General features: G+C 54.9%; 18 protein-coding genes. 16 read left to right on the top strand and 2 right to left on the bottom strand.

Annotated features, from left to right (window positions below; genetic code table 11):
• Positions 1 to 33 precede the first annotated feature (33 nt).
• The 11 genes from LG290_RS08930 (at position 34) to LG290_RS08880 (ending at position 11,132) form a co-directional block, all read left to right on the top strand.
• Positions 34 to 1,086, top strand: coding sequence for a COX15/CtaA family protein (locus LG290_RS08930; RefSeq protein WP_160418616.1), 1,053 nt, complete (start codon positions 34 to 36; stop codon positions 1,084 to 1,086).
• Positions 1,079 to 1,999: a heme o synthase gene (gene cyoE, locus LG290_RS08925; protein ID WP_499837067.1), complete on the top strand. Its 921-nt coding sequence runs from the start codon at positions 1,079 to 1,081 to the stop codon at positions 1,997 to 1,999. Before LG290_RS08930 ends, cyoE begins: the two co-directional genes overlap by 8 nt.
• Positions 2,000 to 2,104: 105 nt before the next feature.
• Positions 2,105 to 2,572 (top strand): DUF2489 domain-containing protein, encoded by a 468-nt coding sequence (locus tag LG290_RS08920; protein ID WP_499834530.1) that lies wholly within the window; start codon positions 2,105 to 2,107, stop codon positions 2,570 to 2,572.
• 301 nt (positions 2,573 to 2,873) lie between these two features.
• Positions 2,874 to 3,749, top strand: a complete 876-nt coding sequence (locus LG290_RS08915) for an OmpA family protein (RefSeq protein WP_499834529.1) — start codon at positions 2,874 to 2,876, stop codon at positions 3,747 to 3,749.
• Positions 3,750 to 3,972: 223 nt separating this feature from the next.
• Positions 3,973 to 5,895 carry a threonine--tRNA ligase gene (gene thrS / locus LG290_RS08910; protein WP_499834528.1) on the top strand — a complete coding sequence of 641 codons (1,923 nt, stop codon included), beginning with the start codon at positions 3,973 to 3,975 and terminating at the stop codon, positions 5,893 to 5,895.
• A 60-nt stretch (positions 5,896 to 5,955) separates the two neighbouring features.
• A complete protein-coding gene (infC, locus tag LG290_RS08905) occupies positions 5,956 to 6,447 on the top strand; it encodes a translation initiation factor IF-3 (RefSeq protein WP_114487052.1) in 492 nt (163 codons plus the stop codon).
• Between the two features lie 81 nt (positions 6,448 to 6,528).
• Entirely contained in the window at positions 6,529 to 6,723 is a 195-nt protein-coding gene (gene rpmI, locus LG290_RS08900) for a 50S ribosomal protein L35 (RefSeq protein ID WP_160418612.1), read from the top strand.
• Between the two features lie 67 nt (positions 6,724 to 6,790).
• Complete coding sequence (rplT, locus tag LG290_RS08895; protein WP_114487050.1) at positions 6,791 to 7,144, top strand: 50S ribosomal protein L20; 354 nt, start codon at positions 6,791 to 6,793, stop codon at positions 7,142 to 7,144.
• A 175-nt stretch (positions 7,145 to 7,319) separates the two neighbouring features.
• Positions 7,320 to 8,339 (top strand): phenylalanine--tRNA ligase subunit alpha, encoded by a 1,020-nt coding sequence (pheS, locus tag LG290_RS08890; protein ID WP_499834527.1) that lies wholly within the window; start codon positions 7,320 to 7,322, stop codon positions 8,337 to 8,339.
• Between the two features lie 26 nt (positions 8,340 to 8,365).
• The gene (gene pheT, locus LG290_RS08885) at positions 8,366 to 10,747 is read left to right on the top strand and encodes a phenylalanine--tRNA ligase subunit beta (protein ID WP_499834526.1); all 2,382 of its coding nucleotides are present in this window, start codon (positions 8,366 to 8,368) and stop codon (positions 10,745 to 10,747) included.
• An 88-nt stretch (positions 10,748 to 10,835) separates the two neighbouring features.
• Positions 10,836 to 11,132, top strand: a complete 297-nt coding sequence (locus LG290_RS08880) for an integration host factor subunit alpha (RefSeq protein ID WP_160418609.1) — start codon at positions 10,836 to 10,838, stop codon at positions 11,130 to 11,132.
• Positions 11,133 to 11,238: 106 nt separating this feature from the next.
• On the opposite strand, the gene LG290_RS08875 is transcribed toward LG290_RS08880, so the two are convergent.
• On the bottom strand, positions 11,239 to 11,445 hold the full coding sequence (locus LG290_RS08875; protein ID WP_160418608.1) for a DUF2788 domain-containing protein: 207 nt from the start codon (positions 11,443 to 11,445) through the stop codon (positions 11,239 to 11,241).
• 111 nt (positions 11,446 to 11,556) lie between these two features.
• On the opposite strand from LG290_RS08875, the gene LG290_RS08870 reads away from it, so the two are divergent.
• The 3 genes from LG290_RS08870 to LG290_RS08860 all read left to right on the top strand — a co-directional run bounded on the left by LG290_RS08870 (position 11,557) and on the right by LG290_RS08860 (position 13,810).
• Positions 11,557 to 12,021: a flavodoxin gene (locus tag LG290_RS08870; RefSeq protein WP_499834525.1), complete on the top strand. Its 465-nt coding sequence runs from the start codon at positions 11,557 to 11,559 to the stop codon at positions 12,019 to 12,021.
• A gap of 1 nt (position 12,022) precedes the next feature.
• Positions 12,023 to 12,394: a hypothetical protein gene (locus LG290_RS08865; protein WP_499834524.1), complete on the top strand. Its 372-nt coding sequence runs from the start codon at positions 12,023 to 12,025 to the stop codon at positions 12,392 to 12,394.
• A 171-nt stretch (positions 12,395 to 12,565) separates the two neighbouring features.
• On the top strand, positions 12,566 to 13,810 hold the full coding sequence (locus LG290_RS08860) for an NAD(P)/FAD-dependent oxidoreductase (protein ID WP_499834523.1): 1,245 nt from the start codon (positions 12,566 to 12,568) through the stop codon (positions 13,808 to 13,810).
• Between the two features lie 9 nt (positions 13,811 to 13,819).
• Here the strand turns inward: LG290_RS08860 and LG290_RS08855 are convergent, their stop codons facing one another.
• Entirely contained in the window at positions 13,820 to 14,482 is a 663-nt protein-coding gene (locus LG290_RS08855; protein ID WP_499834522.1) for a hypothetical protein, read from the bottom strand.
• A gap of 179 nt (positions 14,483 to 14,661) precedes the next feature.
• Between LG290_RS08855 and LG290_RS08850 the strand changes: the two genes are divergently transcribed.
• Both LG290_RS08850 and LG290_RS08845 read left to right on the top strand, forming a co-directional pair.
• On the top strand, positions 14,662 to 15,834 hold the full coding sequence (locus LG290_RS08850; protein ID WP_499834521.1) for a metallophosphoesterase family protein: 1,173 nt from the start codon (positions 14,662 to 14,664) through the stop codon (positions 15,832 to 15,834).
• Positions 15,831 to 18,500, top strand: coding sequence for an AAA family ATPase (locus tag LG290_RS08845; protein ID WP_499834520.1), 2,670 nt, complete (start codon positions 15,831 to 15,833; stop codon positions 18,498 to 18,500). The genes LG290_RS08850 and LG290_RS08845 overlap by 4 nt, the downstream gene beginning before the upstream one ends.
• Positions 18,501 to 18,545: the final 45 nt, after the last annotated feature.

Here is an 18,545-nt window from a genome sequence, read left to right as displayed (position 1 = left end):
ATCCATGGGCGGCGGCAAAAGGACGAATACTCAATGGCAAGTCACCTTCTAGAGTCTCGTTTGAGATGGCTTCTGCGGCTGACATTGGCGGGGACGGTCTTTACCGCCATCGTGATACTGGTTGGCGCATGGACACGTTTGGTCGATGCCGGTCTAGGTTGCCCGGACTGGCCGGGATGTTATGGAAGACTGGTGGTGCCTGACACTGGCTATGCTGCCTTGCGCCATCCAGAGTCTCCACTGGAACCTTTCAAGGCCTGGATGGAAATGATTCATCGCTATATCGCGACACTCTTGGGGGTCGCGGTCCTGGGAGTGGTCGCGCTTGGATGGCGTTTACGACACGCACGACAATATCCATGGCGGCTGAGTATCGCGTTGCTGGTAGTGATCCTCCTTCAAGGCGCTTTTGGCGCATTCACAGTGACATTGCAGTTATGGCCCCAGGTGGTGACGTTGCATCTGCTGGGCGGCTTGAGTGTGTTAATCATTTTTCTTTGGCTACACTTGAGGTTGCGACGATTTGCGGCAGGGCGTCCATATTCATCACCCAGGCGGCTGAATGCCTTGTGGCTGGGAGCCGCGGCGATACTGGTCATGCAGCTGGCGCTGGGAGGGTGGGTCTCAAGCAATTATGCGGGTATTGCCTGCCAAGGATTTCCAGCCTGCAATGGCCAGTGGTGGCCGGAAATGGATGTTAGCGAAGGCTTTCATCTGACTCAGACGGTAGGGCCGAACTATCTCTATGGCCAATTACATGCTGATGCACGTACGGCAATCCACATTGCGCATCGGTTAGGTGCTGTGCTGTCGGGAATTGCCCTTTTGACGCTCTGGTTGCGTTATCGACAGCAAGCCTCTTTGCGCGCTGTGCTGTCTGGTGTCGTGGCGGTTTATTTCGTTCAAGGTGGGCTAGGCGTGGCCAATGTGCTGCTTGGGCTGCCGCTATGGCTGGCGCTGTTACATACCGCCGGCGCCATAGCGTTGACGTTAGGTCTAGTGACGGCGTTCTGGACGTGGCGCCATTCCACTGGATGGGAAGAAGATATAACCGTAATCAAGGAGGCAAGCCATGCCAATGCGTAATGGGGCAATGACACTGCAATCGTCGGCGTTTTCGGCGACGGCATGGGGATGGCGAGACTTGCTGGGGTTGTGCAAGCTTCGGGTGGTGGTGGTCATGTTGGTCTGTGCCTTGGTGGGTATGGCATTGGCAACACCGGGAATTCCGCCTATCAGCAATGTTGTGTTCGGCTTGATCGGCATCGGGCTTACCTCCTGTGGAGCCGCTGCCTTCAATCATATTGTCGACCGGCGCTTGGATGCCTTGATGTCACGTACCTCGCATCGGCCAATGGCGAGTAAAAGACTTCCAGTAAGCGTCGGGCTCACTTGGGCAATAATCCTTTCTGGCGCGGGCGTGGGCCTGTTGGCTTGGCAGGTCAATGCCTTGACGGCGGTGCTGACGTTTGCCTCCTTGATTGGCTATGCGCTGATCTACACCGCTTTTCTCAAGCGTGCCACACCCCAGAATATTGTTATCGGAGGCGTTGCCGGTGCTGCACCGCCACTACTTGGGTGGACCGCTATTACCGACCAGCTTGGGCCTGAACCGTTATTGCTCCTGCTGATCATTTTTGCCTGGACACCGCCGCATTTCTGGGCCTTGGCGATACATAAGTGCGATGACTATGCCCGGGCAGGCATTCCCATGTTGCCGGTAACCCACGGGCTGGCTTTCACTCGTTTGCAGGTGTGGTTATATGGCTGGTTGACAGTGGGAGTCACGTTGTTGCCATTTGTCATTGGCATGAGTGGGGAACTTTACCTAGCGGGCATTGCGCTGTTGAATGGCCGCTTCATGTACTGGAACTGGAAAGTATGGCGAGGCCATGATCCACAAGCACCGATGGCGGCTTTCTGGTTCTCGATCCGTTACTTGCTTGGGGTGTTTGGCGTGTTGCTATTGGATCATTACGCTGCGGTGATGGCGTGGTAACTAAAACTTATTGGGATTTGGTAACTATCTAGGTGGTGTGTACAATTGTCGTCAAGCAATTGTTGGTTTGCAATTTCACGCTGCCGCTGGAGGAACGATATTCCAATGAATACAACCGTTATGCTGATATTACTCGGGCTTGGTCTGGTGATAGTGATCGGCCTGGCCGCCTATGCCTTTACCCTACGCCGAGAAGTAATGCGCCGTGATAGGTATCGCCAGGAGGAGGAGCGCCGAGCTCAGGAAAATAGCCTGGAAAATCTCGATTGGGTGATCAGTGCGCTGTTGCAAGAACAGGTAGAAATCACTGAAGGAGCTTGGCGGTGTAAGGTCCTCCTGGAAATCATCGATCCAAACTTGGCCGAACAGGAAAGATTCCGCGCCTTTGCGGAAATGTACAACCGAACTCATCATCTCAAGACGCATTCAGCCCGCAAACAGCTAACACCGCGTGAACGTATGCAAGAAGACAAGCAAAGATTGGAAATCGAAAACGAAATGCGTCCAAGAGTGCTGGCAGCAGCAGCAGCGGTTAAAAAATGGCGTCAGGAAGGGCCAAACGCCTTGCATTGAAAGTTAATGTTACCTATAAGTTTGGTAAAGAGCCTGAGGAGGGAATCATTTTAATAATCAATTAAATTTAATTTTCTAGGCTGAGCCCCAAACAGCACCTGCAAGAAAGCTTCGAAAATGTGGGTTGTTTTTCGATTCAGTACCGCAATCCATGGTTTCCCATGTAGACTATGAACTTGAACCACAGGTTCCGTTCCAAATAGCTTTTGTTTAGAAGAGCTGGGTTCTTAGCATACATACTGGATGGCTGTAATTTTCCCTGTCGGTCATGTCAGCATTAAACGAAGAAGGAGTTTTATACATGAAAAAATCAACAACTGGCTTGCTACTCGGTTCCGCTTTGGTTGTCGGCCTTTCCGGCTGTGCCAATACGGGTACTCAGGCGTCTGGCCAAGGTGCAGCGGGTGCTAGCAGTGACCGTAGCTGGTACCAACATCCCATGGTATGTGGTCTGGCGGGTAGTGTGATCGGTGGTGGTATTGGTTATGCCACTAGCAGCACGTCAGATGAAGACAGTGGTGCTGCTATCGGTGCCACCGCTGGTGCTACCATCGGCGCTATGTTGTGTGCTGACAGCACGCCTGTAGCAGTTGCCCCGCAATGCCCGAGCTACGGCGAAGTGCCCGCAGGCGTGGCAGTGGATGCAGAAGGCTGTCCGCTAGATTCCGACAATGACGGTGTGCCCGATTATCGTGACCAGTGCCCGGGTACTCCTGCCGGCGTTGAGGTGAATGCTCAGGGTTGCCCGCTGGATTCCGACAACGACGGCGTGGCGGATTATCGTGACCAGTGCCCGAATACCCCGGCCGGTGTAGAAGTGAACGCATTGGGTTGCCCGGAAAGCGTTGTGCTGGAAGACGTGAATTTCGAATTTGATTCCGCCCAGCTGACACTTAATGCACGTGAAGTGCTTGATGATGTCGCTGAGCGTCTGGCTAACAATCCCGGTGTGCGCGTGCGTATCGAAGGGCACACTGACTCCATGGGTTCTGCCGAATACAACAAGGACCTCTCGCAGCGTCGTGCTGAATCTGTCGCTAACTATATGGCTCAGCGTGGCATCAGCGAAGATCGCATGATGGCGGTCGGTTATGGTGAAGAGCGTCCGATCGCAACCAACGAGACCGATGAAGGCCGTGCACGCAACCGTCGCGTTGAACTGGATGAGTGGAACTAAGCAAGCCGCTTTCGTATGCAATAGCAGGTTGAGTATTGCTGTTCATGCGGTACATGAAAAAGGAGGCCGAACGGCCTCCTTTTTTGTGTCTCTCAGTTTTTCCCGTTACGCGCATCTGTTAGGCTAGCCAGCGCTATTTAGCACCGCTTTATCCTCTTAACGACCATTGATAGCGAAATGTGATCCTTGGTATGGATCACCACTGCGCTCAAGGAATTATCGAATGCCCATCGTAACGCTGCCGGATGGTAGCCAGAAAACGTTTGATGCCCCTGTTTCCATCATGCAGCTTGCAGCGTCCATTGGCCCTGGTTTGGCCAAGGCCTGTGTGGCAGGCAAGATTGATGGCAATCTGGTAGATGCCGCTGATCTCATTGAACACGATGCCAATGTGGCGATCGTGACGGCACGTGATCCAGAAGGGCTGGAAATTATCCGCCATTCCTGTGCTCACTTGATCGGCCATGCGGTCAAACAGCTTTTTCCTGATGCCAAGATGGCTATTGGTCCGACAATCGATGACGGTTTCTATTACGATATCGATTTTGGGGCCCCTGTCACCCCAGATGATATGGACACGATCGAAAAACGCATGAAAGCGTTGATCGAGCGCGAATACGATGTAGTGCGTGAGTACGTTGACCGTGACAAGGCGATGCTGACTTTCTTGCATCGCGATGAGCCTTATAAGCAGGAAATTATTCGCGAGATACCGGAAGGTGCTTCGATCCGGCTGTATCACCATGAAGAATACACTGATATGTGTCGCGGTCCCCATGTGCCCAACACCCGACACTTGAAAGCTTTTAAATTGACCAAGCTGGCCGGTGCCTACTGGCGTGGCGATGCTTCCAAACCCATGCTGACCCGCCTTTATGGAACGGCCTGGAGTGATAAAAAGCAGCTCAATGCCTACCTGAAGCGTCTTGAAGAAGCCGAAAAGCGCGATCACCGTAAGCTGGCGCGCAAGATGGATCTATTTCATCTGCAGGAAGAAGCGCCGGGCATGGTGTTCTGGCATCCCAATGGCTGGACGATGTATCAGGCGTTGGAAGATTACATGCGTCGCATCCAACGCGAACATGGCTACCAGGAAATCCGGACACCCCAAGTGGTCGATTTATCCTTGTGGAAAAAATCAGGCCATTGGGGCCACTACAGCGAGCTGATGTTCACCACGGAATCAGAAAAGCGCGAGTATGCGGTAAAGCCGATGAACTGCCCGTGCCATGTGCAGGTATTCAATCAAGGACTGAAAAGCTACCGTGACCTGCCGCTGCGTTTGGCGGAATTCGGCAGCTGCCACCGTAACGAGCCTTCCGGTTCCTTGCACGGCCTGATGCGTGTGCGTAGTTTTACCCAGGATGATGCGCATATATTTTGTACGGAAGGGCAGATTCAGGCAGAGGCCGAAGCGTTTATCGCCTTGACCCTTCAGGTATATGAAGCGCTCGGGTTTGATGAAGTGGAGCTTAAGCTCTCGACTCGTCCGGAAGATTTCATGGGTGAGTCTCACCTCTGGGATCAAGCGGAAGCCGGCCTTGAAGCAGCACTTGACTCCACAGGGCTGGAATGGACCCTACAGCCGGGCGAGGGGGCATTTTATGGCCCGAAAATTGAATTTTCTTTGCGCGATTGTCTCAATCGTGTGTGGCAATGTGGTACGCTACAGCTCGATTTTAACTTGCCGGGCAGGTTGGGCGCTCAGTTTGTGGATGAAGATGGCAGCCGAAAAACGCCAGTCATGTTACACAGGGCGATTCTCGGTTCCTTCGAACGCTTTCTGGGAATACTGATTGAACATTATGCCGGTGCCATGCCATTGTGGCTTGCTCCCCAGCAGGTAGTGGTCATGACGATTACTGATGCTCAGCGGGATTATGCCCTTGCGCTAGAGAAACGTTTGCAGAAAAATGGCTTGCGAGCCAAGGCGGACTTGAGGAACGAGAAAATCGGCTTTAAAATCCGCGAGCATACGTTGCAGAAAGTTCCCTATCTCCTGGTGGTAGGAGATAAGGAAGTCGAAGCTGACTCAGTTGCCGTGCGTACGCGTACAGGCGAAAATCTCGGCACCATGACGGTTGATGAATTCATCAAACGAGCGGATGCGGAGCGAGAAGCTCTAGCGATATCGACAATTGCCTAAGGAGACGGAACGATCAAGCGAAGCAGCCAGCGCGGGCGCCCTCAAGACAAGCGCCCCCCAATGAACGAGAGAATTACCGACGAAGAAGTACGCCTGATTGATAGCGACGGTGAGCAGTTGGGCGTAGTGCCCACTACCGAAGCCCTCGAGCGTGCTGAAGCTGCCGGTATGGATCTCGTGCAAATATCAAATGCCGATCCGATCGTGTGTAAGATCATGGATTACGGCAAATTCGTCTTTGAGCAGAAAAAGCAGAAAGCGGCTCAAAAGAAGAAGACAAAGCAAATCCAGGTGAAGGAAGTCAAATTCCGTCCTGGCACCGATGAAGGCGATTATCAGGTCAAGCTGAAAAACCTGACACGCTTTCTGGAAGGTGGTGACAAAGGCAAGGTCACATTGCGCTTCCGTGGGCGGGAAATGGCACACCAGGATATCGGCCGCCGGCTGATGGAACGGATAGCCAACGACCTGGAAGAGATCGGAGCCGTGGAGTCCTTTCCTAAAATGGAAGGACGCCAGATGGTCATGATCATTGCCCCGAAGAAAAAGTGATCCAACGGCGTTTTCAACGGGCCACCGCTGTTGCGGTGGTCGGCCCTGGATTTTCTAAAAAACTTGAGCGGAGTTACTCTCATGCCGAAAATCAAGAGCAACAGTGGTGCTGCGAAGCGCTTCAAGAAGACAGCTAGCGGCTTCAAGCACAAGCAGTCTTTCCGTAGCCACATTCTGACCAAGAAGTCGAGCAAGCGTAAGCGTCACCTGCGGGGTACGAAGCTGATTCACGATGCCGATAAGGCGCTGATTCAGCGTATGCTGCCCAACCTCTAAGGTTACGTTGTCGTTTTCTCTGGATGCCGTGAATACTCGGCATCAGCTATAAAGTCAGGAGTGTGTTATGGCCCGTGTCAAACGTGGCGTTGTCGCCCGTCGTCGTCACAAGAAGATTCTTAAGCAAGCTAAAGGTTACTATGGTGCGCGGTCACGCGTTTTCCGTGTAGCCAAGCAGGCTGTCATCAAAGCTGGTCAGTATGCCTATCGCGACCGCCGTAACCGCAAGCGTCAGTTCCGTGCGTTGTGGATTCAGCGTATCAACGCTGGTGCTCGTCAGAACGGCATGTCCTACAGCCGTTTTGTCGGTGGTCTGAAGAAAGCCGGTATCGAGATTGATCGCAAGGTACTGGCTGATCTGGCCGTTCACGAGAAGGCAGCATTTGCCGCTATCGTGGAAAAAGCCAAGGCTGCCCAGTAAAGGCATACATGCCGGGCAACTGAAGAGTTGCACAACTGTACTGCATGATATGTCCGTGGTCATTTCAGTGTGACCCATCCAGGGGAAGAGCAGCCGCTCTTCCCCTGTTTTTTTGTCACCCTATTGTTGCCTCCCCAATGCTGAACTTGGGGCCGCCTAATTCGGAGTTAATCGGATGGAACACCTTCCCACTCTGGTGTCTGAAGCTCGCCATGCCATCCAGGCAGCGGATAGTGTTGTCGCACTGGAAGAAATTCGTGTCAGCTATCTCGGCAAGAAAGGCGAAGTGACGGCCTTGCTCAAGGGCTTGGGCAAGTTGCCGCCCGAAGAGCGACCTGCTGCTGGTGAGCAGATCAATCAGGCAAAGCAGGCACTGGCCCAGGAAATCGATACGCAACGCCAGCAGCTGGAAGATGTCGCCTTGCAGGCGCGCCTGTCGGCCGAGCGTATCGATGTCACCTTGCCGGGGCGTGGACAGCCAAACGGCGGGTTGCATCCGGTCACACGCACGCTTGAGCGTATCGAGGAACTGTTTACCCGGATTGGCTTTGACGTGGCGGTGGGGCCGGAAATCGAAGACGATTACCATAACTTTGAAGCGCTGAATATTCCGGCTCACCACCCGGCGCGCGGAATGGCGGATACTTTTTATTTTGACGCCACCAGGCTGTTGCGTACCCATACGTCGCCTGTGCAAGTGCGCACCATGAAGGCTGAAAAGCCGCCAATACGCATCGTCTGCCCCGGGCGCGTATATCGCAGCGACTCCGACCTGACCCACACCCCGATGTTTCATCAGGTGGAAGGGTTGTTGGTGGACGAGGATGTCAGTTTTGCCGATCTCAAAGGCACCATAGAAGATTTCCTGCATGCGTTTTTCGAACGTGATGATCTTTCCGTTCGCTTCCGGCCTTCCTATTTTCCCTTTACCGAACCCTCCGCCGAGGTGGATATTCAGTGCGTGATGTGCAGCGGTGAAGGATGCCGTGTGTGTTCAAACAGTGGTTGGCTGGAAGTGATGGGTTGCGGCATGGTGCACCCCGAAGTGTTCCGCCACAGTGGTATCGATAGCGAGCGTTTCACTGGTTTCGCCTTCGGTATGGGAGCCGAGCGCTTGGCCATGTTGCGCTATGGTGTCAATGACTTGCGCCTGTTCTTCGAGAACGACCTGCGCTTTCTTCGCCAGTTCGCCTGATACCGCCACCAAACACAGGAATCACCATGAAATTCTCTGAAAAATGGTTGCGTGACTGGGTGTCACCGCAGCTGGATACGCAAGCCATGGCCGACCAAATTACCATGGCGGGTCTGGAAGTGGATGCTGTCGCCCCTGTAGCGGCTGCATTCGGCGGGGTGGTGGTGGCTGAAGTACTCAGCAAGACCCAGCACCCGAATGCCGACAAGCTCAACGTATGCAGCGTGGATGATGGCAGCGGTGATCCTGTCCAGGTGGTATGCGGGGCACCCAACGTCGCAGTGGGGCAGAAAGTGCCTTTTGCGCAGGTTGGTGGGCTATTGCCGGGCGACTTCAGGATCAAGAAAGCCAAGCTGCGCGGTGAAGAGTCCTTCGGCATGATCTGCTCGGCCTCCGAGTTGGGGTTGGAGGAAGAGACGTCTCCCGGCATCCTGGTATTGCCCGATAGCGCCCCTGTAGGAGAGAGCTTTCGCGACTACATGGGCCTCGATGATCACACCATTGAAGTGGATCTCACGCCGAATCGTGGCGATTGCTTGAGCATCAAGGGCATGGCACGAGAAGTGGGGGTACTCAATCGGTTGGCCGTAACAGGGCCCGAGATGGCAACGATCGAGGCTGCTCATGATGAAACCTTTGCGGTAACGCTAGAGGCGCCTGAGAACTGCCCGCGTTATATCGGTCGCTTGATTTCCGAGGTCAATCCGACTGTCGAAACGCCGCTGTGGATGGTGGAATGCCTGCGCCGGAGTGGTGTGCGCTCGATCGATCCTGTGGTTGATGTCACCAACTACGTCATGCTGGAGTTAGGGCAGCCGCTGCATGCCTTTGATCGGGAAAACTTGCAGGGCGGCATTGTGGTGCGTATGGCCAAGCAAGACGAAATGCTGACGTTGCTCGATGGTCAGCGCATCGCCTTGCGTCCTGAAACGCTGGTGATTGCCGATGAAAACGGCCCCTTGGCCATGGCCGGGGTCATGGGGGGAGAACATTCGGGCGTCAGCGCAAAAACCCGCACCATTTTTCTGGAATCGGCATTTTTCACCCCGCTGGCGATTGCGGGGCAAGCGCGCTCCTATGGCCTGCATACCGATGCTTCCCATCGATTCGAGCGGGGAGTTGACCCGGGCCTGACCGCATTGGCCGTCGAACGCGCCACTCAGCTTTTGCTCGAGATATGTGGCGGACGTCCCGGCCCCTTGGTTGAGGCAGTCAGCGAGGCTCATCTGCCTGATTCAGCGCATATTACCCTGCGAGCGCAGCGTTTGGCCCAGGCGCTGGACAAGGACCTGGCTGCGGATGAGGTAACCGATATTTTGCAGCGGCTGGGTATGCAGGTACTTGCCGATGACAACGGCTGGCAGGTTCAGGCGCCCAGTTGGCGGTTTGATATTGCCATCGAAGAGGACTTGATCGAAGAAGTTGCTCGGATACACGGTTACAATAATTTGCCGTCGCGTCGCCCCTCTGCACGCTTGGCATTGCGTTCATCCAACGAAGCGCGCCTGAGTGAATCGCAGCTACGCCATCAGATGGTGGCAAGAGGCTATCAAGAAGCGGTGACCTACAGCTTCGTGGCCCCGGAATTGCAGGCAACGATATTGCCTGATGCGGTTTCACCCAAGCTTGCGAATCCTATTTCCGCCGATCTTTCGGTAATGCGGGCGAGCCTATTCCCCGGCTTGATTCGCGCCATGGAGCACAACCTCAACCGCCAGCAAAGCCGCATTCGCTTGTTCGAGACTGGCTTGGTCTTCAACGGTGAACTGGATGGCTTGTCCCAGGTGCCCATGCTGGGTGCTCTGGCTTGCGGTCCGCGTGACGCCGAGGGGTGGGCAGCTAACCGCGACGCCGTGGATTTTTACGATCTCAAGGGTGATCTGGAAAGCGTGCTGGGCCTTGGAGGAAATGCTTCCAACTGGCGTTTCGAGCCCGGCGAGCATCCTGCTCTGCATCCAGGACAGAGCGCACGTATCCTCTACCAGGGTCAGGAAGCAGGGTGGATCGGTACATTGCATCCTCGCGTTCGCGCCAAGCTCGGGCTGAAAATGGATGCGGTGCTGTTTGAGGTGCGCCTGGATGCCTTGAGCGAAGGCCGTATACCCGCCTTTGAGCCGCTTTCACGCTTTCCCGAGGTGCGTCGGGATCTGGCATTGCTTCTAGACGAGGAAGTGCCGGTTCAGGTATTGCTCGATAGCGTGGAAAGGCATGCCGGCGATTGTCTGACAAGCATCAAATTATTTGATGTGTATGCGGGTAAAGGCGTGCCGGAAGGCCACAAGAGTATCGCCTTGGGCTTGACCTGGCAGCATCCATCACGCACGCTGAATGATGAGGAAATCAATCAGTTGGTGGATACGGTTGTGATCCAGGTGCGTGCTGAGCTGGGTGTAAAACTGCGCGGCTGAGAACGGTAGCTATGTGGCAAAAGCGATACGGCGACGGTACGCCCATAACATTCCTGGCGATGCGTTCGCTGCAAGGAGGATAGCCATTATGAGTGCGTTGACCAAAGCGGAACTGGCGGAACATCTGCATGCCGAGCTGGGGTTGTCCAAACGAGAGGCCAAGGCAATGGTGGAAGCCTTCTTCGAGGAAATAAGGGCATGTCTGAGGGAAAACGAGCAGGTGAAGCTTTCCGGTTTCGGTAACTTCGACCTGCGGGACAAGCGCGAACGGCCGGGACGTAACCCTAAGACCGGTGAGGAAATTCCGATTTCCGCACGGCGTGTCGTTACCTTTCGTCCAGGCCAAAAGCTCAAGCAGCAGGTAGAGTCTTATCCCGCTTCATAGTGTTAATGCTGGTACTTAGCTGACACTAAATGAAAAGCTAGCATGGGAAGGTGCTGCTCGTAAGGGCGGCACCTTCTCATGTGTGGGCTATAGATACGTCTCCCCGTTATCCAGCACCTCCTTCGAGCCACCAGGTAATGATGACTTTGAATACATAGCCGAGCATACCAGCGCCAAGAACGATAAACAGCATGAGGGTGCCGAAACGCCCCGCGTTGGACTGTTTGGCTAGATCCCAGATGATAAAGCACATGAATACAATCAATCCGCCGATCATTACTGGAGTGATCCAAGCTTCGAACGTCTGCTGCATGAGGGCTCCTATTGCAGGTATTTCTTCACCTGTTAATATTTGACCAAAATCATCGGGTATTTGTCGACTACTAGAGTAGTGCTGTGACACTTTGACAGGGGTAAAACTATAATGCCGAAGCTGAATATCTTTGTGGGCACTATGTACGGTGGTGCGTTGGATGTGGCTGAACAGGTCAAGCCACTGTTTGAACAGGCGGGCTTTGACGTGACTATTTTTGAGCAGCCCATGCTTGAAGACCTCATCCAGCATAAGACTGACGTAGCGCTGTTTTGTGTTTCGACTACCGGTAGCGGGGATTTTCCGGGTAATTTCGTACCTTTTGTGCGCGCTTTTCATGAGCAAAGCCCGGCCTTGTCTGAATTGCGCTATGGCCTGATTGCGTTGGGTGATAGTTCTTACGGAGAAACGTTCTGTGGTGCCGGACGAGCGCTGGATGCGCTATTGGAAGACCATGGTGCCACCCGGCTGGGAGAACGATTGGAAATCGATGCCATGGAAACCTTCATGGCTGACGATGAAGCTGTGCCATGGGTCGAGCAGTGGATTGACTCCCAGCAGTTGAAGGCGGCCTGATATGCAACGACCTTCTCCCACAGCCGGGCGTTTGAGTGTGGCGCTCGGCCTGTGTGCGGTAATGCTCGCCACCTTGCCGCGTTATCTGGCGGGGGGCCATGAAACCCGCCAGACACTTATCCTGATCGCTCTTGGGGTGGTGGCGCTGGCAACGTTCATGCAATGGCGCATTTTGCCGCAAGAGGGCAGGGTTCGCTTACCTGCCTTGCTCAAGCGATTGGTGGGCATGCTAGTAGTGGGGTCGCTGTTGATGGGCCTATGGCACTGGCTCTTTACTGACTGGATTAGCTGGCAAGTCCTGTTATCACACGGCGCTACCCTAGGCCTTCTGCTCCACGTAGTCAGCTTGTGGTGGTCAAGTGAAAAAGAATGAGCGTTTCTTTCGGCTAATGGCTAGGGATTAGTTTTAAACACTGCTATAGAAATAGATTAAAGTTTTTTAAGCTATATAAAGCCATGCTGTATTGGTGTTATTTTCTAGTCTTGGACGGTTAGCATTTTGTAGCGTTGGCCTTATAAGCAATTAACCAAAAGGAAGGTAGCAATGTCGCGGCAAACAGTGGTGTTGGGAGCGGGCATGGTAGGCGTCAGTATTGCCTGGCACCTTGTTCAGCGGGGACATGATGTAACCTTGGTGGACCGGCTTAAGCCAGGGCGCGAAACCTCCTTCGGTAATGCGGGCATTATTCAGCGAGAAGCGGTACGGCCGTACCCCTTCCCTCGAGACTTGAAAACCTTGCTAAAGGTAGTCCCAAATCGGCGGGTAGACATTCGCTACCGACCAGGCGGCATGTTTCAAGCGGCTTCTCCGCTGTTACGCTATTGGCTGAATTCGGCACCCGCCATCTACAAGAAAATCGTACCGGAATATGCCTCTCTGATTCAGCTTTCATTGCAGGAACATGCCCCCATGATCGAGGCGGCTGGCGCCGAGGCCTTGGTGTGCAAGGATGGCTGGCTTGAGCTGTATCGAACGCCGAGCAAATTGAACAACCGCCTGAAAGAAGCCGAAGAGGCGCGCGATCATTTCGGCGTTCAGTTCGAATTGCTGGATGGCTTGGCTCTGGCAGTCAAGGAGCCTGACCTCAGTGAAGACATCATAGGTGCCATCCATTGGCTTGATCCTTGGACGGTGGCGGACCCCGGCGCCCTGGTGGAAGCTTATGCTCAGGCGTTCCAGAAGGCCGGCGGGGAACTCTTGCAGGCGGACATTCAGGAAGTAACCCAGCAGGAGCAAGGCTGGGTGGTCCACACCAGCGAAGGTGACCTGGAGGCCGATACCCTGGTGGTCGCGCTGGGCCCATGGGCGGGAAGCTGGCTGAAGGGACTGGGCTATGATTTTCCCACTTTCGTCAAACGCGGTTATCACATGCATTACGGGCTTGCCCCAAAAGCGAAACTGCATCACTGGGTGATGGATGCCGAAGTCGGTTACTTGCTGGCACCCATGCATGCCGGCGTGCGTTTGACCACGGGGGCGGAGCTTGACCGGCTGGAAGCTCCTGCCCATGAAAGCCAGCTCAAGGCAGCCGAGACAATGGCGCGTAAGCTTTTTCCCTTGGGGGAACGGTGCGACCAAACCGCCTGGAAGGGCGCTCGCCCTTGCCTGCCGGATATGAAGCCGGTGATTGGTCCGGCGCCTCGTCACAAGGGATTATGGCTAGCGTTCGGCCATGGGCATCAGGGATTTACCTTGGGGCCGGCAACCGGTCGTCTATTGGCTGACATGATAGAAGGCGATACGCCACCCATCGACATGGCTCCTTTCCGTGCTGAGCGCTTCCGCTAATCAAAGAGCTCACCTTTCAACATTTGAGTGAGTTTTTGAAGGAAGGTGGGCGTAAGCCTTTTGGATATCCAGGGTGGTGAGGCAAGTGAACTTCTCGACGAAAAACACTAGAGTTGAAAGACAGGAAAAGCGCTCTTCGAATTGCTCCTCGGTCCCCGCGAGGCGCCGATTGACATTGGCGCAATAGCCATTTTTAAGTTTGGCAATCCGTACGCGTGCACGCCTATCAGCTTCTTGTTTTTCCACCACCAATTCTGGCTGTGTATCGAGTAATACTTTCAAGTGGTTGGCGTCGTCGCGCTCTTCAGGGGTCGCCCAGAGCGCCTGGTCACGGTCGCCATATTGATAGAGAATCATTGCCAGGGGCATGAAAAAGATAGCGCCGGCAAGCATCCAGGTCAGTTGTGTTGGAGAAAGCGGCAGGGTAATGGCCATCAGTAGTTGCCCTAGTGATCCTATCGCTAACACTAGTGCCAACGGTCGCCAGGTTCTTTGGTTCATGACGCTTTTCCCCAAGCTATAGCCCCATAAACCGAGCACCGCCAACATACCGATGCCCAGCTGAATCAGGGAGAAAAGGTTGCCCCCTCCCAGCAAAAGGGCCACTACCCCTACAATAATCAAAAGACTGTAAATAGCCGCAAATAGAAGATACGCACGGTGCAGGTTCATTATTATATGTCCTTCTCTTGAGGGTTACCTGTGTTCAGCGTTCTTCTAGCTTAGGCGCCAAAGACGTTGGACTCCATATTTTCTACCACAGATGTTCTTGCCATCGCTGTTTTTTTTCGCATGGTATAACTGTCATGATTTCTAACGTAATCAACTAATCAGGAAAGGAGACCCAAAGGGTGCGATTACTGCATACCGCTGACTGGCAGATCGGACGCCAATACGGCCGCTTTGCACCGGAGGATGCTCTCGCCTTGGCGGAAGCCCGGTTCAGCACTGTCGAACGGTTGGCGCGCCTGGCTACTGAGCAAGCTGTGGCGGCGGTGCTCGTGGCTGGGGATGTATTCGATGCACAGACTGTCTCGGATCGCACGATTCGGCGTTTATTCAATGCCATGCAAGGTTTTGCAGGGCCTTGGATATTGATCCCAGGCAACCACGATGCCGCTTTGGCGGAGAGCGTCTGGCACCGAGCCAAGCGGCTGGGGGCAATTCCTGCTCATGTCGAGGTGCTGCTTGAACCCGGTATCTATGCCTTTCCCCAGTCAGGTATCGCTGTATTGGCGGCTCCATTGACCCAGCGCCAGACATCTGCAGATCTCACCGCCTGGTTCGATAACGCCGAAAGCCCCGAGGGGCTATTACGCCTTGGGCTGGCGCATGGCAGCGTACAGGGCCAGCTGGCGGATGATATCGATTCACCTAATCCCATCGCCGCCGAGCGGGCCGCACGCGCCCGGCTGGATTACCTGGCATTAGGTGATTGGCATGGTCTCAAACGGATTGATGAACGCACCTGGTATAGCGGGACGCCCGAGCAGGAACGTTTCAAGAATAACGGTGCCGGTCAGGCCCTGATCGTAGACTTCGAACAATCTGGTCAACCGCCGCGGGTGACTGCCCATCAGGTGGGAGAGTTTCAATGGCATCAATGGCAGGAAACCTTAGGGGTCGACTCCGACATCGACCGCTTGATCGAGCGTCTGGAAGCATTACTCGCACCGGCGGTACTGGCCTTGAACCTTGCGGGAGATACCGACCTTGCGGGTCATCAGCGGCTCATCCAAGCGTTGGCTGAAGCCGAGGCCCGGCATCGCAGCGTGCAGTACGATCTCTCGGCACTACGCCTGCAGCCTACCGATGCCGATGTTGCCGCTCTTGATGCCGATGGCTATCTAGGGGATGTGATCGATGAGCTGCGTGCGCAACAGTCCTTGCAGGATGATGAAGCCTCCCGCGATGCCCTGGTGCTACTGGCGGGCCTGCTGCGTGAGCGCTTGCCCCAGGCTGCATCGAGTGCCGAGGAATCGGCATTGGGTATGGGCACGCTGGAACGGGAAGATAACGCATGAAACTCAAGCGAATACGCATCGAGCAGCTACGCCAGTTTCAGCATCCCTTGGTGGTGGATAATCTCCAGCCCGGGATCAATGTTTTTACCGGCCCTAACGAATCCGGCAAGAGCACCATTGCCAGCGCCATCCGTGCTGCCTTTTTCGAGCGTCACCGTTCCAGCAGTGTCAGCGACCTGCAACCTTGGGGCGATTCCTCGGCTACGCCTCAGGTGACGCTTGAGTTCGACTGGCAGGATCGGCATTGGCGGTTGGAAAAACGGTTTCTAGGACGCAAACGCTGTGACTTGGAGATTGCCGGCGTGCATTACAGTGGATATGACGCCGAAGAGCAGTTGGCTGATCTGCTGGGCTTTCAACATCCCGCACGCGGGGCCAGCAAGGCAGAGCATTGGGGGATTCCCGGACTTCTGTGGATCGAGCAGGGCGCCGGGCATGAGCTGCGGCCAGCGGTGGAACATGCGGCCGATCATTTGCAATCGGCCTTGGGGGCCGGTCTGGGAGAGGTGACCAGCAGCGGGGGAGATGAAATTATCCAGGCGGTGGCCACCCAGAAGGCCGTGTTTCTCACTGCTACCGGAAAGCCGCGAGGCGAATTCGCCAAACTCCCCGTCCAGATTGCTCAGCAGCGAGAAGAGCTTGTCGGTCTGGAAGCGCGTATTGCCAACTATCGCCAAGAGGTCGACCGACTGTCCGAACTGCGTAAGCAGCATGCAATGGATGCTCGGGAAAAACCCTGGCAAATGCTACGCCAGCAACAACAGGCCGCCGAAAAAGCGTTGACCGACGTCGAGACCCTTCAACAGGCCCAGGCAGTGGATCAGCAAGCGTTACAAAGCTGTCAGAATACCCTGATTCTTCTGCGTGAGCAGCTCGAAGCTTTCCAGCGTCAGCAACAGACGCTGCTGCAGCGCCAGAGTGCTGCCCAGCACGCCCAGCAAACTCTGCAGGCGCTGAATGAGGGGAATGCTGATATCAATGCCGAGCATCAGCGAGCGGAAAAAAGCTACCGGCAGGCATGCCATATCGCGCAGCAAGCTCGACAGCAAGAGCAGGCAGGTCGCTTGCGGCAGGAGTTGGAACGTCTGTCTCGGGAGCGTGTCGCTCTGGATGACAGGCTCGAAAAAGCCTACCGCGTCCAGGCTGAGTTGTTGAAGCAGCGCCGGGCTTTGCCATGCCGGAGAATCGATGAGCCGACCTTGGACAAGTTACGCAAGCAACACAAACAATGCGACGACCTGAGCATTTGGCTGCAAAGCGTCGCTACACGTGTGCAATACGATATATTGCCGGACCAGGCAGTCGAACTCGATGGTCAGGCATTGACCATGCAGGGGGAGACGTTACTGCTCGAGACGGGCGAAATGATGATCCCCGGCGTGGGGCGTCTGCGTATCATTCCAGGCGGAGAAGATATCGGTGAGCTGTCACGTCGGCATAGGCAGCTGGAAGAGGCACTCAAGGCTCTGTTCGAGCAACTTGAGCTCACTTCCCTGGCCGAAGCCGAACAGCGCATGGAAGTCTATCAACGTTTGTATATCGAAATTCAGGCCAACGAGCGGCTATTAAGCAGCTTGGCACCGGAAGGTATCGACTTGTTGAGCCAGGCATGCGAGAGCTGCAAACAGCAATGCGAGACGCTTTCCGCGCAATGTCGCAACTCGACGGTGCTAGCTGAGGAAGCGCCGAACCTGGTTGATGCCGAAGCGCAACGCACAGTAGCCGAACAGGCGCTTAAAATGGCCGAAAAGCGCCAGAGCGATCACCAGCTGGCATTGAACGGCGCCCGCCGGGATGCGGTCAATAATGATGCAGAGTTGCAGCGTTTACAGGCTGAGCTCTCGGCATCAGATCGTCAACAGCGCGAACGCGAACTCAGTCAGCAGTTAGTGGAGCAGCGCGCTGAGCATGCCTCGCTTGAACAGCGCATTGCCAATCGACAACAGCGTATCAACGCTGCACAGCCTGTATTGCTACAGCAGGATGTGCAGCGCTTTGCGCGTAGCGCCGAGCAGCTTGAAAAGACCGTCCATGATCGCGAGCTGGCGCTGACCGAGCTACATAGCCGTCTTGAGGCACATAGTGCCGAAGGGCTGGAAGAGCAACGCACAGAATGCTTGCTGGTTTGCGAGCAACTCGAACGTCGTTACGCTGAGATGCAACGGCGAGTGGCGGCGCTTTCCTTGTTACATACGTTGCTCAAGGAAAAACGCCAGGCATTGACTCAGCGCCTGCAGGCCCCGTTACAGCGGCATCTCAACCACTACCTGGCGCTGTTGTTTCCTCAGGCCAGCCTGAGCGTCGATGAAAATTTGATTCCCGCTCAGTTAACCCGTACGCAAACTTTTGGAGTTGAGCATGGTGGCCTGGAAGCACTGAGTTTCGGTGCGCGCGAGCAGATGGGTTTGATCAGTCGTCTGGCCTACGCAGATTTGCTGCGTGAGGCAGGGCGTCCTACGCTTATCATTCTTGACGACGCCTTGGTGCACAGCGACGCCCAGCGTCTGGAGCAGATGAAACGGATTCTATTCGATGCCGCAGAGCGCCATCAGGTGCTGCTATTCAGCTGCCATCCGGAAGACTGGTGCGACTTGGGGGTTGCCCCGCGCGACATGCAGGCGCTCAAGGCAGCCGTCAACAGCCCTAATTTAAGCATTACAACCTAACCCAGTTTTTTGTTGAAAAAATTCTTTTTCGCTCTTCCATGCCTG

It is taken from the genome of Halomonas sediminis (genome assembly GCF_044871105.1).
Taxonomy (GTDB): Bacteria; Pseudomonadota; Gammaproteobacteria; order Pseudomonadales; family Halomonadaceae; genus Vreelandella; species Vreelandella zhuhanensis.
Note: the sequence above shows the minus strand (reverse complement) of the source record. Positions and strands in the feature narration are given on the sequence as shown.